The following is a 19,545-nucleotide window of genomic DNA, read 5'->3' as shown; positions in this document are numbered from 1 at the left end:
TCTGCTAAACTCTCTAGTTGGCCCGCGGGCCCACGGATTGAGCATCACCCACCACTCGACCGCAATTCCCTGAGGAAAGTAACCGATGAAGACTGACATCCACCCCAAGTACGAAGCAGTGGTCTTTCGCGACCTCGCCTCCGGCGCGACGTTCCTGACCCGCTCGACGGTGGGCAGCGCGAAGACCATCGAGTGGGAAGACGGCAACACCTACCCGGTCATCGACGTCGAGATCTCGTCCGAGTCGCACCCGTTCTACACGGGCAAGCAGCGCATCCTCGACTCCGCCGGCCGCGTGGAGAAGTTCAACACCCGCTACAAGGGCTTCGGCTCCTAAGCAACCACTCCAAACAGCAACCGTCAGCGACAACAGGGCGACCGGCCTCGGCCGGTCGCCCTGTTATGCGTTCACAGGGTTGGCACCGGTGCGCGGTAGTGCGCCGGTGCCGACCCTCTCGTCACGGCCTGCGGGCGATGAAGTCCCCGAACCCGACCTGCTTCGGTCCTCCCGTGGCACCCGCCGACAGGTAGGCGTTGACCGTCGGGAACCCGCTGACCTGCAGTCCGGGAGTCGCATCGGTGACGGTGGTCTGCCAGCTCGGTTCGACGCTTCCACTCGGCCACAGCTTGGCGCGCAGCACGGTCGGGTGCGCGCCCACCGCATCCACGCGGAGCTGCAGTTCCGTACCGACCTCGTACCGGGTCGGGCCCAGCGGGATCGCCGCCCCCAGCGTCGACTGGGCGCCCGACGGGTCCGTGCGCACCAGTTGAACAGACGCACCCTCCTCGGGCGTCACCCGCACCTTCGCCCCGTACGCACCGACGCCGGGGACCGTTCTCGGGGAGATCGACGAGTACAGCCGGCTGCCCGGATCCAGCTCGTCGAAGGTCAGCGAGGTGCTCACCGCGAGGGATGCGGTGGAAGCGTCGGCGAGCCGCACCTCCGGTCCGCGACTCGCTGGCACGATGAGGCGCCCGGATCCGTTCGATGTCGCGAAGTACGACGCGCTCGACCCGCTCGTCCACCGACCGCCGGTCGCGGCCGCGCCCCAGGTGCCCGTCAGCTCCCGCGAGAAGTCGTCGGCCGCCACCGGGGTGAGCCAGCTCGTCGGGGCGGTGATGCGTCGGGTGTTCGAGGCGACCGCTCCTTCGTTGTCGGTGACCGTGAGGGTCACCTCGTGGCTGCCCGCGGTGTACCGGTGGGCGACATTGCGCCCGACGGCCGTGCTGCCGTCGCCGAACTCCCACTCGTACCGGGCGATGTACCCGTCGGTGTCGGTGGAGGGCGAGGCGTAGAAGGTGCAGCTGAGCAGCGGGCAGCTCGACGTGTACCCGGCAACGGGAGGGGAATTTGGCTTCTCTCGTGTTACCGAGAAGCGATCCGTGAAGGTGCCACCCGACGTGCGTGTGAATGCCCCGGTCAGTGCATCCTCCGTGGCCGTCATGTCGAGGAAGCCGAACGTGGGGTTCACGTTCCGTCCGGACCAGGCGGCGAAGTACCCGATCTCGCTGTCGGCCAGGTTGATGTCCCGGAACTCCACTCCTCCCGTGCCGATGGTGGTGAAGACGGTGCCCGCCCCCGCGGTCACGTCGGGGTCGCGGTCGGCGATGCACGCCTCGTTCACCGTTCCCGCCGAGAGGCGGCTGCAGTTCGTGCCCGTGGCCAGTTGCTGGGAACGCTGGTAGATGTGCTCGTGACCGCCGAGCACGAGGTCGACCTTCTTGTCGACGAGTAGGTTCATCATGTCCTCGCCGGCGCCGCACGGGTAGCGACCGATGGTGAGACACGGATTGTGCATGCCGACGACCACCCACGGGATCTCGGCATCCCGGGCTCCGTCGATGGCGTCGGCGGTCCACTCGTAGCGGGCGCTACCCGCCGGGTAGGTCCACACGCCGTCGTCGAACGGCATGCCGGGGGAGATCATGACGTAGCGCACCAGCGGGTCCTCGGCCGGGACGTCCACGTAGTACTCGCGACCGTAGCTTCCGACGAGTCCGGGCAGCCGGTTGGGCAGGCAGCCGGCGAAGCTGTCGATGTGTCCGTTGCGCCCGTTGCTCTCGTGGTTGCCCGCGAGGAGCTCGAACGGGAGATCGGTGCCGACGCGACTGGTCACGAGGTCGCACCAGGCCTGCTCCTCACCGGTCACACCGTAGGAGAAGTCACCGAGCGCGAAGTGCACGTCGGGATCGGCCGCGCCGATACCCTCCAGCACCTTCCGGGCGCCGTAGCTGGACGAGTAGTCCCCCGCGGCTGTGAAGCGGACCGAGCGCTCCTCGGTCGTGGTCGACGTGGTCGTCGTAGTCGTCGCGGTCGACGCGGTCGACGCGGTCGCCGGTGAGGCGACCACGGAACCGGTCAGAAGTGCGACCACCGTGGTGGTGATCGCGGTTATTGTGCGCAACGCGGACACGTGCCCCCCAAGGCCTCATTCCGCACCCCGCGGCACCCCCGTGCGCGTGAATACATCGATCCGGAACGATGCGGTCAGGTCACTGTACCGGGCGGGGGAGCATCGGGTGGGCGGGGAGACGCCCCAAGACGGGTTCGCTTAGACCCCGCGCTCCGGCCAGGCGCCCGACGACGTGAACAGGGGATCGCGCGTGCGGCGCATGTAGTCCTGGAAGTTCTCGGACTGCTGGCGGCACCAGCCCACCTGCATCGCATGCAGTGACTCCGGTGCCACGTCGAGCTCCTCCGCGAACGCGCGGGCGAGCGCCTGCGCCACCCGGCCGGCGGCCACGGCATCCGCACTCGCCTCATGGGCATCGGTGAGACGCACGCCGTAGTGTTGGGCGGCGACCGCCAACGTGCGCTTGCCCTTGCGGTACCGATCCACCGCGCGGTCGATCACCAGCGGATCGATAACCGGCAGCGGGTTCTCCAACGGCCGGATGCCGTTCCGCAGGGCCTCGCGGTTCAGCAGCGTGAGGTCGTACGGCGCGTTGTAGATGGTCAGCGGCAGACCGCGCTCGAGGAGCATGCGCAGGGTGGCGATGATCTCCGTCACCACGTCGGCCGTCGGCCTGCCCTCGGTGCGCGCCCGCGACGTGCTGACGCCGTGCACGGCTGACGCCTGCGCCGGAATGTCGATACCGGGATCCGCCAGCCAGTCCCAGCGCTCCACGCAGGCACCCGTCACGTCGAGCACGCCGATGCTCGCCGTGACGATGCGCGCCGTCTCGACGTCTATCCCCGTGGTCTCGAGGTCGAATACCGCCAGTTGCTCAAACCATCTGCTGCTCACGCGGGCAGTCTAGGAACGACCACCGGCACTTCCGATGTGCAGCCAGTAGAAGCTCTGCGTGCCGAGCGTGAGGGTGAGCGTGCCGTCCTCGTTGATCGTCGGGAACACACCGCCGCCGAACAGGTCGTACAGGGCCGCGCCCTCGTGTCCGGTCACATCGATCGTCACCGACACCGGGTTGTGCGCGAAGCTGAACACGCAGAGCACATCCTCGGCCTGATCGCCGAAGTGGGTGCCGCTGCCCTCGTAGGAGCGGACGAACGCGAGCACCGACTCGTGATCGGTCGAGAGCACGCGCATGGTGCCGAGTCCGAACACGGGATGGGCCTTGCGCACGTGGATGACGTTGCGCACCCAGTGCAAGAGCGACCGGGACTGGGCGAGCTGCGACTCCACGTTGATCTGGGCGTAGTTGTAGACGAGTGACTGCACCACCGGCAGGAACAGTTTGCCCGGGTCGGCGGTCGAGAACCCGGCGTTGCGGTCGGGCGTCCACTGCATGGGCGTACGCGAGGAGTCGCGGTCGGGCAGCCAGATGTTGTCGCCCATGCCGATCTCGTCGCCGTAGTAGAGGAACGGGCTGCCGGGGAGGGAGAAGAGGATGGCGTGGGCCAGTTCGAGCTCGGCCCGCGAGTTGTCGAGCAGCGGGGCGAGCCGGCGGCGGATACCGATGTTCGAGCGCATCCGCGGGTCGTACGCGTACCAGCCGTACATCGCCTGCCGGTACTCCTCCGACACCATCTCGAGCGTGAGCTCGTCGTGGTTCCGGAGGAACACGCCCCACCCGGCACCGTCGGGGATGTCGGTGGTCTCGCTGAGAATGCGCACGAGCTCGTCCGACTGCTGGGAACGCAGGGAGTAGAAGATGCGGGGCATCACGGGGAAGTCGAACGCCATGTGGCACTCGGGCTCCTCCTCGGTGCCGAAGAACGCGGCGACCTCACGCGGCCACTGGTTCGCCTCGGCGATGAGGATTCGGCCGGGGTACTCCAGGTCGACCATCGACCGGAGCTCCTTGATGAACTCGTGGGTGGGCGGCTCGCCCTCGCCGTTGCCCTCCTCGGACTCGAAGAGGTAGGGGATCGCGTCGAGACGCACGCCGTCGACGCCCATGTCCATCCAGAAGCGCACGATGTTCGCGACCTCTTCCCGCACGGCGGGGTTCTCGAAGTTGAGGTCGGGCTGGTGCGAGAAGAAGCGGTGGAAGAAGAACTGTCGGCGGATCGGGTCGAACGTCCAGTTCGACTCCTCCGTGTCGACGAAGATGATCCGGATGTCCTTGTACTTGTCGTCGGTGTCGCTCCACACGTAGTAGTCGCCGTACGGACCCTCGGGGTCGCTGCGGGACTGCTGGAACCAGTCGTGCTGGTCCGACGTGTGGTTGAGCGGGTAGTCCATCACGATGCGCATGTTGCGCTCGTGCGCCTTGGTGACGAGCTCGCGGAACTCGTCGACGGTGCCGAACTCGGGGAGCACGGCCCGGAAGTCGGAGACGTCGTATCCACCATCGCGGAGCGGCGACTGGTAGAACGGCGGCAGCCAGAGCGCATCGACACCCAGCCACTGCAGGTAGTCCAGTCGGGAGATGAGTCCCTGAAGGTCACCCGTGCCATCACCGTTGCTGTCGACGAACGACCGGATCATGACCTCGTAGAACACCGAGCGCTTGTACCAGTGCAGGTCGAGGGTGAGACCCGGCAGGGTGATGGGGGCGGTGAAGCTCACAGAGTGCTCCTTCTGACCCGCGAGGGTCCGTATTGGCAGACGTGGGTAAAAGTCTAGAGGTGCCGGGAACGACTCGGCCCGCACGCGCTGCGGCAGTTCACGGCGGCTTCGCTCGTCCCCAGTACCTAGACTTGTCGGCAAATGACTGTCGTTCCCTCACCCTACGCAGCCGAGCTCGCCCGTGTCCCCGTCACCGAGAACGAGGTGGAGGTGCTCGGGAGTACCACCCGGTACTGGGAGTACGGGGAGGCGAACAGTGCGACGACCCTGGTGGTGGTGCACGGCTTCCGAGGAGACCACCACGGGCTGGAACCGGTCATCGCGCAGCTGTCCGGGTTCCGCATCCTCTCTCCCGACCTGCCGGGGTTCGGGGCGTCGTCGCCGCTGACCGGTGCGGCGCACGACATCGACGGGTACGGCCGTTGGCTGCGCGGGTTCCTCGACGCTCTCGACCTGCACGACGCCGTGCTGGTCGGTCACTCCTTCGGATCGATCGTGGTGGCCGCGGCGGTCGCCGACGGCGTGCCGACGCCTCGGATGGTGCTGATCAACCCCATCGCCGCGCCCGCTCTGTCCGGTCCTCGCGGCGTCCTGACCCGTTTCGCCGTCTTCTACTACTGGCTCGCAGCCGTGCTGCCCGAGGGCGCGGGATTCGCCCTGCTGCGCAACCGCATCATCGTCCGGGGCATGAGCCTCGCCATGGTGAAGACGCGCAGGCCTGCGCTGCGGCGGTGGGTGCACGAACAGCACGACCGGTACTTCAGCGCGTTCGCCGACCGGCGTGTGGTGCTCGAGGCGTTCCGGGCCTCGGTCGGCAGCGACGTGAGCGAGTTCGCCCCGGGGATCGACCAGCCCACGCTGCTGGTCGCGGCCGAGCGGGACGACATCACCACCGTGGCTCAGCAGCAGCGCCTGCGGGACCTCTTCCCGTCCGCCGAGCTGCACGTCATCCGCGGCGTCGGCCACCTCATCCACTACGAGACGCCGCACACCGCGGCGGCGCACATCACGCGCTTCGTGGCGCGGGGGCAGCGCTCGTGAGGCTCGTGTTCGACTGCCGGTACACCCGGGTGGGGCGGCACGATGGCATCAGCCGGTACACGGCCGGGTTGGTGGCGGCCGTGGCGCGGCGCCACGACCTGACCATGCTGATCAGCGATCACCGCCAACTCGAGATGCTGCCCGACCTGCCGTGGGAGCTGGTTCCACCGCCCACGAGCGCCAGGGAACCGCTGCTCGCCCTCCGCGTCAACCGCATCCGCCCCGACGTCGTCTACAGCCCGATGCAGACCATGGGCACCCTGGGTCGCCGCTACCGGGTGGTGCTCACGATGCATGACGCCATCTACTACACCCATCGCACTCCGCCGCGCGACCTGCCCACCGCCATCCGACTGCTCTGGCGGCTCTACCACCTCTCCTGGGCGCCGCAGCGCGCACTGCTCAACCGTGCCGATGCGGTGGTGACGGTCTCGGAGACCACGGAGCGGCTCATGCGCGAGCACCGCCTCACCCGCCGCCCGATCACGGTGGTGCGGAACGCCGCCACCCTCGCCGGAATGGCCCCGCCGGCGGATGGGACGCGGGAGCGGGTGCTCGTCTACATGGGCTCGTTCATGCCCTATAAGAACGTCGAGACGCTGGTCGCGGGGATGCGGCACCTGCCCGACTACGAGTTGCATCTCATGAGCGGCATCAGCGCCGCCGACCGGGCGCGCCTCACCCGGGTCGCGCCGGACGCCCGGGTCGTGTTCCACGACGGCGCGAGCGACGAGGAGTACGCGACGCTGCTCGGACGGGCGACCGCCCTCGTGACCGCGTCCCGTGACGAGGGATTCGGCATCCCGCTCGTCGAGGCGATGAGTCTCGGCACCCCCGTCGTGGTCAGCGACATCCCCATCTTCCGGGAGATCGGCGGGGATGCGGCGCTCTATTTCGAGGCGAGGAACGCTCGGAGCTTCGCCGATGCGGTGCGATCCCTCGAGGGGTCGGACCAGTGGCAGCGGCGATCCGCGGAGGCGCTGCGGCAGGCGGACCTGTTCAGCTGGGAGCGCTCGGCCGACGCCCTGCTCGACCTGCTGCTCCGGGTGGCGGACGACGACGAACGCGGAACGGCGACGACCTAGTCGACGGTGCGCTCGGCGACGAGATCGAGGTCCTCCGCGGTGCCGGCCAGCTCGACGAGCGTCAGCGCACCACCGGAGAAATCGAAGGCGTGCGCCGAACCGTTCCCGATCCGGTGCCGCCCGCTGCCCTCCGGGAGCAGGTCGCCCTCGACGGAGCGCACGAGTGCGCCGATCACCCCGCCGTGCGTGACGGCGAGAACCGGCTCGTCACCCGCGTGCTCGGCGAGCCGGGAGATGGCCCGGAGCGCACGCTCGGTGAGGGCGTCGGTCGACTCCTTGCCGGGAACGATGCCGTCGGGGTAGCGCTCGTGCGCCTCGTCGCCGGTGAGGCCCTCCGCCGCGCCGTACGCCCGCTCGGCCAGGTCGGGAACGGCCACCGGTTCCGGCAGGCCCAGGCATTCGGCGAGGATCGCCGCGGTCTCCGCGGCGCGGGAGAGGGGACTGGTGTACACCCGGCTCCAGGTGCGGTCGGCCAGGGCATCCGCCGCAGTCCGCGCCTGGCGTCGCCCCACGTCATTGAGGGCGATGTCGCTGGAGCCCTGAATGCGGCGCGCGAAGTTCCAGTCGGTCTGCCCGTGTCGCACGAGCACGATGCGCGTCACGATGCGAGCAGGGTGGCGAGCGAGCGGAGCGTCTCCGACGTCCCGCCGTTCAGTCGCATGGCAGCACGTCCGTCCCCCTTGGTCACGCCGCGGTTGATGATCAGCACGGGTAGGCGGCGACGGGTCGCCTGTTCGAGCAGTCGGATGCCCGAGTTGACGACGAGGGACGATCCGGCGATCAACAGTGCGTCCGCGCTCTGCACCATCGCCGACGCCTCCGCGAACTTCTCGACGGGGATGAACTCGCCGAAGTAGACGATGTCGGGCTTCAACATGCCGCCGCACACCGTGCAGTCGGGGATGACGAATTCGTCGGCCCGCGCGATCTCGGCATCGCCGTCGGGGTTCAGCACCACCGACTCGGGCTGCTCGAGCCACGGGTTCTCGGCCGCGATCCGGTCCGCGATGCTGGACCGGGCGAACGCCTGACCGCAGGTGAGGCAGATCACCCGGTGCATCGACCCGTGCAGGTCGACGACCCGGCCTGAACCGGCCTTCAGGTGCAGGCCGTCGACGTTCTGGGTGATCACCCCGTTGACGATCCCCGCGCCCTCGAGGTCGGCGAGTGCGCGGTGGCCGTCGTTGGGCTGGGCGGCATCGAACCGCCGCCATCCGACGTGGCTGCCCGCCCAGTAGCGCCGGCGGTACGCCGTGTCGTCGCGGAACTGCTGGAACGTCATCGGGGTGCGGCGCGGGGCGCCCTCACCGCGGTAGTCCGGGATACCGGAGTCCGTGCTCATGCCCGCCCCCGTGAGCACCGCGGTGATCCGGTCGCGCATGACGTCCGCGAGATCCTCCACCGTGCCGGTGGACGGAGCGGCACGTCCGGTCGGCGCAACCGTGACCACCGTGACCATGTTCCCTCCCGAGTGCAGGCGTTACTGTTCTCTGAGTCTAAACAGCGGCGGAGAGCGGAGTGTTCCCGGGCGGATGCGCGCGACGCGAGAAACGGAACAGTCATGCACGTATGTCGGATCACGGACCTCGACGCTCCCGATCTCGCCGACTACTCCCGCCTGACCGACGTGGCGCTCCGCCGGGTGCGCGAGCCCGAGGGCGGTCTCTACATCGCGGAGTCCACCAAGGTGATCACCCGCGCCCTCTCCGCAGGTCACCGACCGCGTTCGGTTCTCCTCCAGGAGCAGTGGCTTCCCGACGTGGAGCCGCTGCTGGCGGACCACCCGGACGTCCCGGTGTACGTGGGGGAGGCGGCCGTGCTCGAGTCGCTCACCGGCTACAACCTGCACCGGGGAGCGCTCGCGGCCATGCACCGCCCCCCGCTCCCGCCGGTGGAGGACGTGGTCGCCGGTGCCCGCCGCATCGTCATCCTCGAGGACATCGTCGACCACACCAACGTCGGCGCCATCTTCCGAGCGGTGGCCGGCATCGGGGCGGATGCGGTGCTCATCACCCCGAGGTGCGCCGATCCGCTCTACCGCCGGAGCGTGCGGGTGAGCATGGGAACCGTGCTGCAGGTGCCGTGGACACGACTGCCCGAGTGGCCGATTGCGGCGCCGCTGCTGCACGACCTCGGCTTCACCCTGGCGGCCCTCGCGCTCGCCGAGAACGCCGTGACGCTCGACGACTTCGCAACCAACGCCCCCGAGCGCATCGCGCTGGTGCTCGGTACGGAGGGCGACGGGCTGAGTAGAACCGCCCTTGAGGTGGCCGACACCACCGTCGTGATCCCGATGCTGCACGGTGTGGACTCGCTCAACGTGGCGGCCGCGAGCGCGGTCGCGCTGTACACCCTCCGCGTTCCGGCCGCTGGCTAGACTGCCGAGGTGCCACGGACCCGCCGCAGAAACCCCCGCCGTCGGCGGGTGTGGGCTGGTGTCCTCGGCACCATGCTGCTCACCGCCGGGGTGTACACGCCCGCGGTGCTGCTCGCACCGCTCCCGGCGGCGGAGTCGGTCCTCGCGGCCCCGGTACCGACCCCGTCAGCAGCCGTCGACCTCGACTGGCCCGACTACGGCGGCAGCGCTGTCGGCGCGGTCGGCTTCGACGGTGTGCTCGCGGCGTCGGGGGAGCAGGGGCGCATGCCCATGGCCAGCCTCACCAAGGTGATCACGGCACTGGTGGTGCTCGACGAGCGACCGCTCGGGACGGGCGAGGAGGGTCCGAGCATCACCTTCACGGCGGAGGACGAGGCCGCCCGCATCGACATCCTGGCGCAACTGGGGTTGGTGCAGCCCGCTGAGGTCGGCACCGCGCTGTCGCAGCGAGACCTTCTGGAGGGCATGCTGCTCGCCTCGGCCAACAACTACGCCGCGGTGCTCGCGCGATGGGCGTTCGGGAGCGAAGCGGCCTTCCTGGCGGCGGCGGACGCCTGGCTCGACGAGAACGGGCTCTCCGACACGGTCGTCGCGGATGCGATGGGTCTGTCACCCGATACGGCGAGCACGCCCGCCGAACTCGTCGACCTCGCGAAGATCGCCCTCGAGAACCCGGTCGTGTCGACCATCGTGGCCGCCGACCGGCTGGAGATCGCGGGGATCGGCGCGCTCTCGAACCGCAACCTGCTAATCGGTTCACCGGGTTTCCGGGGAATCAAGACCGGGACGCTCGACGCGGCGGGGAAGTGCCTGCTGTGGGCGATCGACGTGCCGGTGGACGACGAGACGGTGACCGTGGTGGGCGTCGTGCTCGGCGGGGCGGACCACACCCAGGTTGCGGGGGATGTGCAGGCGCTGGCCGGTGGAGTGCGAGCGGGGTTCTCCGACGTGTCGCTCAGCACGGAAGGGCAGTCGGTCGGCACGGTGAGCACCGCGTGGGGCAGCACCGCCGACGTGGTGACCGCGGACGACGCATCCGTTCTCGTCTGGTCCGACGGCGTCGTCGCGGCGACGGTCTCGCCGACGACCGTTCCCGTCGGCACGCCGGAAGCCGCCGCCGGGGACGTCGCGTACACCGTCACGGGCGGGCAGGTCGCGGGGGCGAGAACCGTCGAGGTGCCCCTCCGTCTCTCCGGTGAACTGGAACCCGCGGGTGCCTGGTGGCGGCTCACCCATCCCGGTGCCGTATTCGGCTGACGCCGCTCCCGGCGCCACGCCCGGCCGACGCCGCTGCCGGTATCGCGCCCGGCCGACGCCGATTGCATATCAGACTTCCGCGCGGGTTGGCACCCTCTTCACAGGGTCGGACCGTAGTGTAGAAAAGAATCAACGCGAGCGATTGCTCAGTACACCGACTGGCGAGTCGATGAAAACCAGAGGTTTCATGAGCAGCTCAACGATTTCGACGCCCGCCGTGCGCATTGTGCGCACGAAGCCCGGCGGTGGCGGCAGCGGTAAGAACGTCGCATCCGAATACTCCGCGCTCCTGCACACCGTGCGGGAGGCCGGACTCCTGGGGCGTCGCAAGGCGTTCTACATCACCATGTTCAGCATCATCTGCCTGCTCACCGCGGGCGCCTGGACCGCGTTCGCCCTGCTGGGTGACAGCTGGTACCAGCTGATCGTCGCGGCCGGCCTCGGCATCCTCTTCACCCAGTTCGCGTTCCTCGCTCACGAGGCGTCGCACCGTCAGGTGTTCGCGTCGGGCAAGGTCAACGACACGTCGGGCCGACTGCTCGCCAACATCTTCGTCGGCATCAGCTACTCCTGGTGGATGACGAAGCACAGCCGTCACCACGCCAACCCGAACGTGGTCGGCAAGGACCCCGACATCGAGCCCGACTTCATCGTCTTTCGCGAGGAGGACGCCACCGGCCTCAGCAAGTTCCGCACCTGGGTGACGCGTCGACAGGGCTACCTCTTCTTCCCGCTCCTGCTGCTGGAAGGCCTCAATCTCCACGTCACGAGCCTCCGCACCGTGTTCGGCCGCGGCAAGGTCGACAAGCGCGCCCTCGAGATCTCCATGCTCAGCGTGCGGATCATCGGCTACCTCGCCGTGGTGTTCTACTTCCTGCCCCTCGGCATGGCGTTCGCCTTCGTCGGCGTGCAGCTCGCCGTCTTCGGTCTCTACATGGGTGCGTCGTTCGCCCCGAACCACAAGGGAATGCCGCAGCTGCCGAAGGACAGCAAGGTCGACTTCCTTCGCCGCCAGGTGCTCACCTCGCGCAACATCCGCGGCGGTGTCGTGATGGACAGCTTCATGGGCGGCCTCAACTACCAGGTCGAGCACCACCTCTTCCCGAACATGGCGCGACCGAACCTGCGGAAGGCCCAGCAGATCACGCGGGAGTACTGCGCGAAGCACAACATCCCGTACACCGAGACGTCGCTGATGGAGTCCTACAGCATCGTGGTCGCCTACCTGAACCGGGTCGGTCTCGCGGCGCGCGATCCGTTCGACTGCCCGATGACCTCGCAGTTCCGCACGCGATAACCACCCCCGTAATGCCGAAGGCCCGCCCCGTTAGCTCGGGGCGGGCCTTCGGCATTACGGGGCATGGGCCTTCCGCTTGCGCGATAGGAGCCCCCCTTTTCGCCTGCGCGACAGGGGCGGCGCGTACGCGGCGGGTCAGGACGCGTAGGGCCCGGCTTCGGGTCGCTTCGCGGTCCGCCCGTCGCCGGACGACTGGTTCCGCACCCGACGGAGCACCCACGGCACGAAATACTCGCGCGCCCAGACGAGGTCCTCGGCCCGCGCCTGTCGCCACGTGCCGACCGGCAGCGCATCCGGCTGGCGGGGCTCGAGCTCGTTCTCCACGTGGAGCGCGGCCAGCATCGCCCGAGCCACCGTATGGTGGCCGAGCGGTGCGAGGTGCAGGCGGTCGACATCCCACATCCGGGTGTCCTGCAGCTCGCGCATGGCCCACAGGTCGACGACCACGCAGTCGTGGCGGGCGGCGATGGCCCGCAGATGCTCGTTGAGGACCGCGACTCTGCCGCGCAGCCTCGAGAAGACCGGTGCCCAGCCCACGTCCATGCCGGCGAAGATCACGACCGTTGCGCCGGTGCTGCCGAGCCGCTCAACCATGCCTTCGAAGCGCGCGGCGATGTCGTCCGGGTCTCCACCGGGCCGGAGAATGTCGTTGCCCCCGCCGTTCGCCGACACGAGATCCGGCTTGAGCGCGACCGCCTGCTCCACCTGTTCGTCGATGATCTGCTGCAGCAGCCGCCCCCGGATGGCGAGGTTGGCGTAGGCGAAGTCGTCGGGGCTGGCGGCGAGGACCTCGGCCACCCGGTCGGACCATCCCCGGTGCCCGCCGGGGCTGCTCGGTTCCGGGTCGCCGACGCCTTCGGTGAATGAGTCGCCGATGGCGACGTAGCGCCGCCACGGATGCAGTTCTGACACGGTCGCCCCTCTCGATGATCGCGCCCCCCATTATCCGCCCCCGCGAGCGCGCCCTGCATCCGCCTTCCGACGGACCCGCTTCCGGCTTCCGACCCTTCGTGTCGGTGCCGGAGGGGCTGGGGATCGCGTCGGGGCGAGGCAGACTGGAGGGATGACACGCTCGCTGCTCGACGACGCCCAGCTCGAGCGGATCCGCGGACGTGCGGCGCGGTACGACCGCGACAACGCGTTCTTCGCGGAGGACCTCGACGAACTGAAGGATGCCGGGTACCTGCGCCAGTGCGTGCCGGTGGCGCTCGGCGGTTCGGGTGCGTCGCTGGAGCACGTGCTGCACGAGCAGATCCGGCTCGCCACGGCGGCTCCCGCGACGGCCCTCGCCCTCAACATGCACCTGCTGTGGACTGCGGTCGCACGCATGCTGGCCGAATGGGGCGACCCGAGCCTCGACTGGGTGCTGCGGGAAGCGGCCGACGGGCAGGTGTTCGCATTCGGAGTGAGCGAGCCCGGCAATGACGAGGTGCTCTCCGACTCGCTCACGCGGGCCGAACCGCAGCCGGACGGCGGCTACCGATTCTTCGGCACGAAGATCTTCGGCTCGCTGTCCCCGGCCTGGACCCGCCTCAGCGTCTTCGGGCGGGACGACTCCGACCCCGGCGCACCGGTGCTCGTGCACGGCTTCATCGAGCGGGACGCAGCCGGCTACCGCATCCTCGAGGACTGGAACGCGCTCGGGATGAGGGCGACGCAGAGCCACACGACCATTCTCGAGGGGGCGTTCGTGCCTGCGGAGCGGGTGGTGCGGGTGCTGCCGGTCGGCCCATCCGCCGATCCGTTCGTCTTCGCTATCTTCGCCGGCTTCGAGCTGCTGATCTCGGCGGTGTACGTGGGGATCGGCGAGCGCGCCCTCGCTCTCGCGGTGGAGTCGGTGCGGTCGCGCACGTCGCTCCGGGCAGGGGGTGCCCCGCTCGCCGACGATCTGGACGTGCGTTCGGCCCTCGCCGATGCGGGTATCGCCCAGGACGGCCAGTACGCCCAGCTGACGGCTCTCGCCCGCGATGTGGACTCCGGGGTGGCCGCGGGCGCGGAGTGGTTTCCGCGGCTGTCCGGGGCGAAGGTGCGGGTGACCCGCACGGCGCGTGAGGTGGTCGACCGCTGCGTGGCGGTAGCCGGGGGCGCGTCGTACCGGGCGGACTCCGAGCTGTCGCGCCTCGCCCGTGACGTGCTGGCCGGCCAGTTCCATCCGTCGAGCGAGCGGGCCGCCCGGCGGGCGATGGCGGCGTCCCTCCTCGGCCCCGTCACCGGTCGCGGCGCCTGACCCGGGCGACCGTGTGTCGCACCCCACGGTCCCTGAGCCTGTCGAAGGGACGTGACGGGCCCGTGTGTCGCACCCCACGGTCGCTGAGCCTGTCGAAGGAACGTGACGGGCCCGTGTGTCGGAGCGGACGCGCCGCGGTTTCGGTCAATCGCCAGCGAAGCAGCGGCGGCGATTGACGGAAACGGCGGCGGCGGTGAGCGAAAGCGCGGCGATCGACCACAGCGGCCGCTCCGACCGCGTGGCGTCAGTGCCTGCGGACGTCGCGACCCGTGACGGCGAGCAGGCGGGACTGCAACGGCGCATCGTCGGGAAGCGGCACCGCGGGGGCGAACAACCCGCTCAACGACAGGGTGTCCTGCTGCGGCTCGTAGATCGTCCACGTCGCCGCCACGAGCTCGGCGTCGAGCGTGTCATCCGTGCCGGTCGCGCGGGCGAGGTCCCAGGCGTGGATGGTGACGTCAGCCACCTGTTCGGTCAGGTAGTCCTCCGCGGACACCACATCGGTGGAGAGGCGCACGGTGGTGCCGGACGGCACGGACAGCCACGCCGCGAGCGCGGCCCTCGAGGCGTGCGCCCACTCGGCGGGCAGATCCGCCTCCGGGCCGACGCTGGCGGGTGCCGGGCTCCCGGCGAGGAGCATCGGCACGGCGCGCTGGCCGTCGATCACGTGGCGCACCAGGTCGCCGACGCTCCAGCCGTCGTCGGGCGTGGGCGCGTCCCAGTCGGTGACCGAGGCGAGTCGGGATCCGAACTCCTCATGGGATCGGTGTTGCAGTTTCAGCCAGTTCACGGTCACGTCGTTCTCCTTCGCGTTCCTTGTGGCCAACGCCGGGGAAGTGCGCATTTCTTCCCGGAGCGGGAACGCACCACCGACAACGGATCACCGATGGCACACCGCCGACGGCAGCCACCGACGACGCAGCGGCGACGGAACCGTCGGTGCGGAACGGTATCGTGTAGTCAAGTGAGCACCCCGGCAATCGACTCCCCGCACCCCGAGGACTCCCGACCGGATCGGATGAGCGCCACGCACCCCGAGGGCCCGCATCGGGACACCAGTCACCTCGGCCGATCCGCCGCCGAACACCTGTCGCCGGCATTTCCGGAGCGCGCGGCGTGGGGCACGGTCACCAAGCTGCGCGCCTGGCAGGAGGAGGCGCTCACCGCCTACTTCGATCGCGAGCCGCGCGACTTCCTCGCCGCGGCCACGCCGGGCGCGGGCAAGACCACGTTCGCCCTGCGGCTCGCCTCCGAGCTGATCGCTCGTCGTGAGATCGACCGCGTCACCGTGGTGGCGCCCACCGAGCACCTGAAGCGTCAGTGGGCCGACGCCGCTGCCCGCATCGGCATCCGCCTCGACCCCAACTTCCGCAACAGCGACGGCTGGCAGGCACGCCACTTCCACGGCGCGGCGGTCACATACGCGCAGGTCGCCGTGCGCGCGGGCCTGCACCGCAGCATCACCGAGTCGGGCCGCACCCTGGTCATCCTCGATGAGGTGCACCACGGAGGCGACGCACTCAGCTGGGGCGACGCCATCCGCGAGGCGTTCCAACCGGCGACCCGACGGCTCTCACTCACCGGAACGCCGTTCCGCACCGACACGGCGCCCATCCCGTTCGTCACCTACGCGCCGGACCATCGCGGGGTGCGGGTGAGCCTCACCGACTACAACTACGGCTACGGCCGTGCCCTGTCCGATGGCGTCGTGCGCCCCGTGCTCTTCCTCGCTTACGCCGGCAACATGCGGTGGCGCAACAAGATGGGCGACGAGATGGAGGCGCAACTCGCCGAGGGCAACACCAAAGATGTGACGTCCCAGGCGTGGCGCACCGCCCTCGACCCCGAGGGCGAGTGGATCCCGCAGGTGCTCGCCGCCGCCGACCGGCGCCTCACCGAGGTGAGGCACGCCATCCCGGATGCGGGCGGTCTCGTGATCGCCACCGACCACACCACCGCCCGGGCCTACGCCGCCATCCTGCAGCGGCTGACCGGCGCACCCGTCACCCTCGTGCTGTCCGACGACAAGGAGGCGAGCGACCGCATCGAGTCGTTCTCGCACGGCACGAGCCGATGGATGGTCGCCGTGCGGATGGTGTCCGAGGGCGTCGACGTGCCGCGTCTCGCCGTCGGCGTGTATGCGACGTCGGCGTCGACGCCGCTGTTCTTCGCGCAGGCCATCGGACGCTTCGTGCGCGCGCGACGTCGCGGCGAGACCGCATCGATCTTCCTGCCGAGCGTGCCCAACCTGCTCCTGCTCGCGAGCGAGCTCGAACGCGAACGCGACCACATCCTCGACCGGGAGAGCACGGGCGAGGACGGCTTGTTCGCCCCCGAGGATGCGATGATGGCGGAGGCCAATCGTGACGACAAGGGATCGGACGCGCTGCTCAGCGAGTTCACGTTCGAACCTCTCGGGTCGCAGGCGACGTTCGATCACGTGCTCTTCGACGGGGCGGAGTTCGGATCGGTGGCCGACGTTGGCAGTCTCGAGGAGCAGGAATTCATCGGTCTTCCGGGAATCCTCGAACCCGACCAGGTGCGCGAGCTGCTGCGGCAGCGATCCGCACGCCAGTCCCGGCACGCGTCGGAGCGGGAGCGGTCGGCGGCCGCGAGCGGGGAAGCGCCCAAGGACGTTCCGCTCTACCGCACCCTCAAGGAGCAGCGTGCGTTGCTCAACCGTCTCGTCGGGATGCGAGCGAAAGTGGCGGGGGAGCCCCATGGCATGGTGCACGCCGAACTGCGGCGCATCTGCGGCGGGCCCGCCGTCGCCCAGGCGACCGTGACCCAGTTGCAGGCGAGGATCGACCAGCTCCGGCGCTGGATGGCCGGCTGACCCCGTCGACTCCGGAACCGGGGCCGACTGCGAAACGCCCCATCGTCTGCGAGGGTTGAGGCATGCAGACTTTCCTGCCCTTCGAGAGTTTCTCGCGCAGTGCCGAGGCGCTCGATTCCCCGCGACTCGGCAAGCAGCGCGTCGAGACGCTGCAGGTGCTGCGCGCCCTCGTGCTCCCCGGCTACGGGTGGCAGGCGCACCCCGCCGTGCAGATGTGGCGCGGCTACGTGCCGGCGTTGACCCGGTACGGCCTGGACATGGTCGAGGCCTGGACCGATCGCGGCCACGCGGACTCCACCGCCCCGCAGATGCTCGAGTTCGCGCCGGAGGTCGCCGGACTCTCGCAGAGGGATCTCGGGAACGCCGGGCGGCTGCCCTCCTGGATCGGGCGGGAGGACCTGCACCTGAGTCACCGGTCCAACCTGGTGCGCAAAGCTCCGCAGATCTACGGGCCGGTGTTCCCCGGCGTGCCGGACGACCTGCCCTACCTGTGGCCCGGGCCGGACCCGTCGCCGGCCGAGGACGACGAGGTGCCCGGCGCGACGCTGTGGATCCTGCGCGCGAGGGACGAGGCCGAGATGGACGAGTGGCGGGCGACGGGGGAGGTGCGTCTCGGGGTGGTCTCTCCGCGCGGAACCGTCTCGCGCAAGTGGCGCGGCCAGTTGGACGACTTCGCGAGCGGCATACGTCGGGGTGATCGTGTCGCGGTGCTCACCGGGCCCGGCACCGAACTGCACACCGGGGTCGTCACGGGCTACCCCCGGGACGTGTCGACGGGCGATGAGACACCGCCGTTCGTGGCGCGCGCCGTGGACTTCGACGGCGTGCTCGCCCGATCCGCGATGCCGTACCCCGCGATGCTGCAGGACCCCCGCGTGCTGTTCCCGGTGCGCGTCGAGTCGTAGGCCCAGGCGCGAAGCGGGTGGCGAGCGGCGGCCGGGGCGCGAAGCGGGTGCCGAGCGGCGGCCGGGGCGCGAAGCGGGTGTCCAGCGGCGGCCGATAGGCTCGCGACGTGCCTGAACGCCCTCCCGAACCGACCGCATACGAGGTGCTGGGGGTACCGAGAACGGCCTCGGCGGCCGATATCCGAACCGCCTATCGTCGGCTGGCCCGGCGGGCTCATCCCGATGTCGGCGGGACAGCGGAACAGTTCCACCGGGTGCAGCTGGCGTGGGAGCACATCGGTGCCCCGAGCGCCCGCGCCGACTACGACGCGGGCCTGGCGTCATCCGCCGAAGCACCGCATCCGGCCTGGGCGGCCGGCACCGCGCCGCCCCGCCGCACACCGCCGCCGTCGTCGTCGGGAGGGTGGACGAGTTCGGACGACGCCGCGCGGGACGCGCGCTCCCGGGCGCGCTCGACGCCGGCGCGGAGCTTCGGGCACCCGGGAGGCAGCGCACGTCAGCACTACCTCGATCTGCTGCGGACACGGTTGTCCGATCCGGTGCCGCCGACTCCTCCGGCGCGGTCGTTCGTCTACGACGGACCGCCGCCCCTGGGCTGGAGCCCCGCTCCCTACGTGCGGCGCGCCTTCTGGCTCGTGCCGGCTGCGGCCGCCGTTCTCGGGTTCGGCTGGTGGGTGATCACCGCTCTCGCTTCCGGGTCGATCGACGGTGGCGCACTGATGTCCGCCCTCTTGATCGCGGGCATCGCCGCGGTCGTCGGGGTGGCTCTCGCCTGGCCGCTCGGCATGCTCGCCTTCACGGCGCAGTCCGGCCGCCGGACCCGGGTGACTCGATCGGCCGAGGACGCTCTCCGGCACGAACAGCGCCTCCGTGACTATCCCGGGCTGCAGCGCCAGTACGAGGAGCATGTCGCGCGCATCCGGCCCGTGCGGGAGCGCGTGCTCGCCGCACCCTATGCCGACGAGACGCAGGGCGACGTGCCGGCCGACATCCGCCTCTGGCTCGAGCGGGCCCGTGCCGAGGAGGCGACCGCCCGTGAACTGCTGAGCCTCGGACCGGATTTCACGGTGTGGAGCGACGTGGCCGTGCCCGGCACTGCCGAGAAGGTCGATCATCTCGTCCTCGGGTTCCAGGGTCTGTTCGTGGTGGATTCGGGCTCGGCGGGCGGAGCGAGCGACTGGACGGCCGAGGGGCTCGCCGCGGAGCATGTCGCCGACGCGGTGAAGAAGCGCGCCCGGACCCTGGGGCGCGCGCTCGGAGCCGACGTCGCCGCGATCGTGCTCGTGGTGGACCGCGACCCGGGCGGCGCGTCGGGAGCCCGCCTGGTGCGCGGCGGATCGCTTCCCGCGTTCCTGGTCGCCCGTTCCCGGCTGGCGGCGGTTCTCGGCTCGGGCCTCCCGGAGGTCGAACGGGGAAGCCGGGACGAGGTGTTCGCCGCGCGGTCGCGACTCGTCGGCAGTGTGCCCTTCGTCTGAGCGCGTGGGCGAGCGGCCGACGGTGCGGTGCGGCTGCACTGCGCGCCTGCCTCGCCATCCCTTCCCGAGCGG

Annotated in this window: 17 protein-coding genes; 10 read left to right on the top strand and 7 right to left on the bottom strand. The window is 70.0% G+C overall.

Annotation, left to right across the window (positions count from 1 at the left end; translation table 11 throughout):
- Positions 1 to 85 precede the first annotated feature (85 nt).
- A complete protein-coding gene (locus EY822_RS14405; protein WP_150309146.1) occupies positions 86 to 337 on the top strand; it encodes a type B 50S ribosomal protein L31 in 252 nt (83 codons plus the stop codon).
- Positions 338 to 458: 121 nt separating this feature from the next.
- Here the strand turns inward: EY822_RS14405 and EY822_RS14400 are convergent, their stop codons facing one another.
- The 3 genes from EY822_RS14400 to treS form a co-directional block, all read right to left on the bottom strand.
- Complete coding sequence (locus tag EY822_RS14400) at positions 459 to 2,405, bottom strand: PKD domain-containing protein (RefSeq protein WP_227497373.1); 1,947 nt, start codon at positions 2,403 to 2,405, stop codon at positions 459 to 461.
- Positions 2,406 to 2,552: 147 nt separating this feature from the next.
- Positions 2,553 to 3,248, bottom strand: a complete 696-nt coding sequence (locus tag EY822_RS14395) for a 3'-5' exonuclease (protein ID WP_150309144.1) — start codon at positions 3,246 to 3,248, stop codon at positions 2,553 to 2,555.
- Positions 3,249 to 3,257: 9 nt separating this feature from the next.
- The gene (gene treS / locus EY822_RS14390) at positions 3,258 to 4,973 is read right to left on the bottom strand and encodes a maltose alpha-D-glucosyltransferase (RefSeq protein ID WP_150309143.1); all 1,716 of its coding nucleotides are present in this window, start codon (positions 4,971 to 4,973) and stop codon (positions 3,258 to 3,260) included.
- A 141-nt stretch (positions 4,974 to 5,114) separates the two neighbouring features.
- On the opposite strand from treS, the gene EY822_RS14385 reads away from it, so the two are divergent.
- On the top strand, positions 5,115 to 6,014 hold the full coding sequence (locus tag EY822_RS14385; protein ID WP_150309142.1) for an alpha/beta fold hydrolase: 900 nt from the start codon (positions 5,115 to 5,117) through the stop codon (positions 6,012 to 6,014).
- Entirely contained in the window at positions 6,011 to 7,099 is a 1,089-nt protein-coding gene (locus EY822_RS14380) for a glycosyltransferase family 4 protein (protein WP_150309141.1), read from the top strand. Before EY822_RS14385 ends, EY822_RS14380 begins: the two co-directional genes overlap by 4 nt.
- On the opposite strand, the gene EY822_RS14375 is transcribed toward EY822_RS14380, so the two are convergent.
- Positions 7,096 to 7,701: a histidine phosphatase family protein gene (locus EY822_RS14375; RefSeq protein WP_150309140.1), complete on the bottom strand. Its 606-nt coding sequence runs from the start codon at positions 7,699 to 7,701 to the stop codon at positions 7,096 to 7,098. The two genes, EY822_RS14380 and EY822_RS14375, sit on opposite strands and share 4 nt — an antisense overlap.
- Entirely contained in the window at positions 7,698 to 8,558 is an 861-nt protein-coding gene (locus tag EY822_RS14370) for a Sir2 family NAD-dependent protein deacetylase (protein ID WP_150309139.1), read from the bottom strand. Before EY822_RS14370 ends, EY822_RS14375 begins: the two co-directional genes overlap by 4 nt.
- A 102-nt stretch (positions 8,559 to 8,660) precedes the next feature.
- Here EY822_RS14370 and EY822_RS14365 point away from each other — a divergent pair, with 102 nt between their 5' ends.
- The 3 genes from EY822_RS14365 (at position 8,661) to EY822_RS14355 (ending at position 12,030) form a co-directional block, all read left to right on the top strand.
- Complete coding sequence (locus EY822_RS14365; protein WP_150309138.1) at positions 8,661 to 9,476, top strand: TrmH family RNA methyltransferase; 816 nt, start codon at positions 8,661 to 8,663, stop codon at positions 9,474 to 9,476.
- Positions 9,477 to 9,485: 9 nt separating this feature from the next.
- Entirely contained in the window at positions 9,486 to 10,733 is a 1,248-nt protein-coding gene (locus EY822_RS14360; protein ID WP_227497372.1) for a D-alanyl-D-alanine carboxypeptidase family protein, read from the top strand.
- A 187-nt stretch (positions 10,734 to 10,920) separates the two neighbouring features.
- Positions 10,921 to 12,030, top strand: coding sequence for a fatty acid desaturase family protein (locus tag EY822_RS14355; protein WP_150309137.1), 1,110 nt, complete (start codon positions 10,921 to 10,923; stop codon positions 12,028 to 12,030).
- 135 nt (positions 12,031 to 12,165) lie between these two features.
- Here the strand turns inward: EY822_RS14355 and EY822_RS14350 are convergent, their stop codons facing one another.
- Entirely contained in the window at positions 12,166 to 12,942 is a 777-nt protein-coding gene (locus EY822_RS14350) for an SGNH/GDSL hydrolase family protein (protein WP_150309136.1), read from the bottom strand.
- Between the two features lie 151 nt (positions 12,943 to 13,093).
- On the opposite strand from EY822_RS14350, the gene EY822_RS14345 reads away from it, so the two are divergent.
- Entirely contained in the window at positions 13,094 to 14,257 is a 1,164-nt protein-coding gene (locus tag EY822_RS14345; RefSeq protein WP_150309135.1) for an acyl-CoA dehydrogenase family protein, read from the top strand.
- Between the two features lie 244 nt (positions 14,258 to 14,501).
- Here the strand turns inward: EY822_RS14345 and EY822_RS14340 are convergent, their stop codons facing one another.
- Positions 14,502 to 15,053, bottom strand: coding sequence for a TIGR03086 family metal-binding protein (locus tag EY822_RS14340; RefSeq protein WP_150309134.1), 552 nt, complete (start codon positions 15,051 to 15,053; stop codon positions 14,502 to 14,504).
- 222 nt (positions 15,054 to 15,275) lie between these two features.
- On the opposite strand from EY822_RS14340, the gene EY822_RS14335 reads away from it, so the two are divergent.
- The 3 genes from EY822_RS14335 (at position 15,276) to EY822_RS14325 (ending at position 19,473) form a co-directional block, all read left to right on the top strand.
- Complete coding sequence (locus EY822_RS14335; RefSeq protein ID WP_150309306.1) at positions 15,276 to 17,093, top strand: DEAD/DEAH box helicase; 1,818 nt, start codon at positions 15,276 to 15,278, stop codon at positions 17,091 to 17,093.
- A 62-nt stretch (positions 17,094 to 17,155) separates the two neighbouring features.
- Positions 17,156 to 17,998 (top strand): MSMEG_6728 family protein, encoded by an 843-nt coding sequence (locus EY822_RS14330; RefSeq protein WP_150309133.1) that lies wholly within the window; start codon positions 17,156 to 17,158, stop codon positions 17,996 to 17,998.
- Positions 17,999 to 18,105: 107 nt separating this feature from the next.
- The gene (locus EY822_RS14325) at positions 18,106 to 19,473 is read left to right on the top strand and encodes a J domain-containing protein (protein WP_150309132.1); all 1,368 of its coding nucleotides are present in this window, start codon (positions 18,106 to 18,108) and stop codon (positions 19,471 to 19,473) included.
- The last annotated feature ends 72 nt before the right edge of the window (positions 19,474 to 19,545 follow it).

Origin of the sequence: Planctomonas psychrotolerans (assembly GCF_008642235.1) — a bacterium.
In the GTDB taxonomy this organism is placed as follows: Bacteria; Actinomycetota; Actinomycetes; order Actinomycetales; family Microbacteriaceae; genus Planctomonas; species Planctomonas psychrotolerans.
The sequence above is the reverse complement of the archived record's forward strand: the minus strand, read 5'-3'. Positions and strand labels throughout refer to the sequence as shown.

Coding starts and splice junctions, on each gene's coding strand:
- EY822_RS14355 (WP_150309137.1), top strand. CDS start 10,921: ATGAGCAGCTCAACGATTTCGACGCCCGCCGTGCGCATTGTGCGCACG.
- EY822_RS14345 (WP_150309135.1), top strand. CDS start 13,094: ATGACACGCTCGCTGCTCGACGACGCCCAGCTCGAGCGGATCCGCGGA.
- EY822_RS14335 (WP_150309306.1), top strand. CDS start 15,276: ATGAGCGCCACGCACCCCGAGGGCCCGCATCGGGACACCAGTCACCTC.
- EY822_RS14370 (WP_150309139.1), bottom strand. CDS start 8,558: ATGGTCACGGTGGTCACGGTTGCGCCGACCGGACGTGCCGCTCCGTCC.
- EY822_RS14405 (WP_150309146.1), top strand. CDS start 86: ATGAAGACTGACATCCACCCCAAGTACGAAGCAGTGGTCTTTCGCGAC.
- EY822_RS14365 (WP_150309138.1), top strand. CDS start 8,661: ATGCACGTATGTCGGATCACGGACCTCGACGCTCCCGATCTCGCCGAC.
- EY822_RS14385 (WP_150309142.1), top strand. CDS start 5,115: ATGACTGTCGTTCCCTCACCCTACGCAGCCGAGCTCGCCCGTGTCCCC.
- EY822_RS14330 (WP_150309133.1), top strand. CDS start 17,156: ATGCAGACTTTCCTGCCCTTCGAGAGTTTCTCGCGCAGTGCCGAGGCG.